Below are 3,132 nucleotides of genomic sequence, written 5' to 3'. Positions count from 1 at the left end.
CCAGCGCCTTCGCCGCGCCGGTCACGTCGAGTCCTTCGAAGAACCGCATGACCAGCACCGCCCGCTGCTTGGGCGGCACTTCCTTCAGCGCCGCGAGCAGGTCCTCCCTGGTCGCGACGAGGTCGTCGAGGCCGGGCGAGTCGTCGGACGGCTCCGGCAGCGTCTCGGTCTGCCACTCGCGCCGCCACGGACGCCGCGATTCGTCGATCGACGCCCGGACGAGCGTCGTGCGGACGTACGCGTCGGTCGCCGCGCGATCCCTGATCTTCTTCCACCTCCGGTGCAGTGCCACGAACGCCGTCTGCGCGAGGTCGTCCGCCCGGTGCCAGTCGCCGCAGAGCATGTACGCGGTCCGGCGCACGGCGTCCCGCCTGGCGGCGAAGTACTCCGCGAACTCCTGCTCGTCGCGCTGGTCCACGCGCAGTCGTGCTCCGCTCTGTTGTCGTTCGCCCGGGAGGACGGAATCAGGGGCGTCCACGGTTGCACGGACCGGCGGGGTTCGACCACTCAAGGGCTCATTGATCCCCGCGACGTGGGTGTGATGTGATCGGTCCGTGACCTTCAGCCCGCCCGTACTGGACTTCCGCTCCGACACCGTCACCCGGCCGGATGACACGATGCGGGCGGCGATGGCCTCCGCCGAGGTCGGGGACAACGTCCTCGAGCGCGACCCCACGGTCGCGGAACTGGAGGAGCGGGCGGCGCACGTCCTGGGCATGCCGGCGGCCCTCTGGGTGCCGAGCGGGACGATGGCCAACCTGATCGCGCTGAGCCTCCACCTGCAGCGCGGCGACCGGTTCCTGGCCACCCGGGGCGCGCACGTGCTGGCCAACGAGCTGGGCTCGGCGGCGTGGCTGGCCGGCGGCATGCCGGACATCCTCGAGCACGACGGCGGCCCGGGCCGTCCATCGCCTGACGCCCTCGCAGCCGCGATCGGACAACCCGGGCCGTACTTCACATTACGGACATCGCTGCTCTGCCTCGAGAACACCCACAACGCGGCCGGTGGGGCGGTGACGCCGCCCGACGAGCACGCCCAGCTGCTGTCGGTCGCGAAGGAAGCGGGCCTGACCGTGCACCTCGACGGCGCCCGGCTGTGGCAGGCCGCGGTCGCGCTCGAAGTGCCGCCCGCCGCGCTCACCGTCGGCGTCGACACCGTGTCGGCCTGCTTCAGCAAGGGTCTCGGCGCGCCGGTCGGCTCGGTCGTCGCGGGTAGCGCGGCCTTCGTCGAGCGGGCGCGCCGGATGCGGCAGATGCTCGGCGGCGGCGTCCGGCAGGGCGGCGTCCTGGCCGCCGCCTGCCTGATCGCGCTGGACCGGATCCCCGAGCTGGCCGAGTCGCACGAGAACGCGCAACGGCTCGCCGACGGCCTGCGCGAACACGGCTGGCCGACCAACACGCCCGACACCAACATCGTGCTCGCCCAGGTCCCCGACATCCCGACCGCGCTGGCCTGGCTCGACTCGCTCGGCATCCGCGCGGTGCCGATGGCGGGCAAGGTCCGGTTCGTCACCCACCGGGACCTGAGCGCGACCGACGTCGAAGAAGCCCTGCGCCGGATCAAGACCGGCGCCTGACGGAGTACCGGGGGACCTGGATGAACTGGATCGTGTTCGACTACGGCGACGTGCTCAGCAAGCCGAGCGCCGCCCTGCCCGACCTGGCCGCGGCGCTGGGCGCGCCGCTGCCGGAGTTCCTGAAGGCGTATTGGGAGTACCGGATTCCCTACGACGAGGGGAGCACGCCGCTCGAGTACTGGCAGGCGGTCGGCAACGCCGTGGGCGCGCCCGTCGACGAGGCGCTGGCGGCCGAGCTGACCCGCATCGACGTCGAGGGCTGGGGTCACCTGGAGCCGTCGTCGGCGGCGCTGCTCGAAGCGCTCTCCGAGGCGGGCGCGAACCTGGCCCTGCTTTCGAACGCGCCGATCGCGTTCGGCGAGTGGGTCCGCGCGCAGGACTGGGCGCGCCTGTTCCGCGTGACGTTGTTCTCCGGCGACGTCCGGTGCGTCAAACCGGACGCGAAGATCTTCCGCCTCCTGCTCGACGAGCTCGGCGCCGAACCGGCCGACTGCCTGTTCTTCGACGACCGTGAGTCCAATGTGGAGGGAGCGCGGGCGGTCGGGCTCCGGGCCCACGTCTGGAACGGCGCCGACGCGGCACGCGCGTGGCTGGATTGAACCTCACGCGCACCGCACGGCCGCCTACCCGCCGTGATCTCCGTGTCCTAGGCTGAGCGTCCCCACACTCCCCGGTAGGTGCGCATGGCGACGAGCGAACGACCATCGGCCCACGTCGACTTCGAACGGCCGAGCATCGCTCGCGTCACCGACGCGCTGCTGGGCGGGCAGAACCACTACGAGCCCGACCGCGCCGTCCTGCGGCAGCTGACGGCGATCGCGCCGGAAGCCCCGGCCATGGCGCGGGAAGTGCGGCAGTGGCTGGTGCGGGCCGTCCGCTACCTGACCGAGCGGCTGGACGTCGACCAGTTCCTCGACCTCGCGTCCGGCTTCCCGACGGCGGAGAACACCCACCAGGTGGCGCAGAAGTACAACCCGGAAGCGCACGTCGTCTACGTCGGGGACGATCCGGTGGTGGAGGCGCACGGCCGGGCCCTGCTCGTCGACAACGACTTCACGCACATCTGCGGCACCGACCCGCTGAACCCCGGCGAGACACTCGCCGGGGTCGAGCGGTTCATCGACTTCGACCGGCCCACCGGGCTCGTGCTGTGCGGGGTCGTCGACCACATCGCCGACCTCCACCAGGCGCAGCAGGTGGTCAAGTCCTACGTCGGCGCGCTGGCGCCGGGTTCGTACCTGCTCCTGCTGCACTCGCACAACCCGGGCGACGATTCCGAGGCGGCCGCCGTCGCGACGTCCCTGCAGGACCGCTTCGGCCGCATCGGGCTCGACACGCTCTACCGCGCGCGAGCCGAGATCACGTCGTTCTTCGACGGCCTCGACCTGCTCGAGCCCGGGCTGACCGCGCCGCACCTGTGGTGGCCGGACGGGCCGCGCCTGGCGCCGCTGACGCCGGTCAACTGGACGGCGCTGGGCGGCGTGGCGCGGATCCCCTAGTAGCGGTTGATCCGCCGCGGGTCCTTCTTGCCACCGGTGATCGCCTTGTAGCCGGC

The 3,132-nt window shown here is 72.0% G+C and carries 4 protein-coding genes; 3 read left to right on the top strand and 1 reads right to left on the bottom strand.

Translation table 11 applies throughout. The annotated features are described in order from the left end of the window. A partial coding sequence (locus CCN39_RS47595; protein ID WP_086853745.1) for a SigE family RNA polymerase sigma factor occupies positions 1–418 on the bottom strand: 418 nt, incomplete at its 3' end. Between the two features lie 136 nt (positions 419–554). Here CCN39_RS47595 and CCN39_RS47590 point away from each other — a divergent pair. The 3 genes from CCN39_RS47590 (at position 555) to CCN39_RS47580 (ending at position 3,076) form a co-directional block, all read left to right on the top strand. After that, a complete protein-coding gene (locus tag CCN39_RS47590) occupies positions 555–1,577 on the top strand; it encodes a threonine aldolase family protein (RefSeq protein WP_086853743.1) in 1,023 nt (340 codons plus the stop codon). A 20-nt stretch (positions 1,578–1,597) separates the two neighbouring features. Continuing rightward, positions 1,598–2,176, top strand: coding sequence for an HAD family hydrolase (locus CCN39_RS47585; RefSeq protein ID WP_086853741.1), 579 nt, complete (start codon positions 1,598–1,600; stop codon positions 2,174–2,176). Positions 2,177–2,260: 84 nt separating this feature from the next. After that, complete coding sequence (locus tag CCN39_RS47580) at positions 2,261–3,076, top strand: SAM-dependent methyltransferase (protein ID WP_086853740.1); 816 nt, start codon at positions 2,261–2,263, stop codon at positions 3,074–3,076. The last annotated feature ends 56 nt before the right edge of the window (positions 3,077–3,132 follow it).

It is taken from the genome of Amycolatopsis kentuckyensis (assembly GCF_002155975.1).
Classification (GTDB): Bacteria; Actinomycetota; Actinomycetes; order Mycobacteriales; family Pseudonocardiaceae; genus Amycolatopsis; species Amycolatopsis kentuckyensis.
Note: the sequence above shows the minus strand (reverse complement) of the source record. Positions and strands in the feature narration are given on the sequence as shown.

Excerpts from the sequence above, each read along its gene's own strand:
- CCN39_RS47585 (WP_086853741.1), top strand. The coding sequence starts at position 1,598 with ATGAACTGGATCGTGTTCGACTACGGCGACGTGCTCAGCAAGCCGAGC.
- CCN39_RS47580 (WP_086853740.1), top strand. The coding sequence starts at position 2,261 with ATGGCGACGAGCGAACGACCATCGGCCCACGTCGACTTCGAACGGCCG.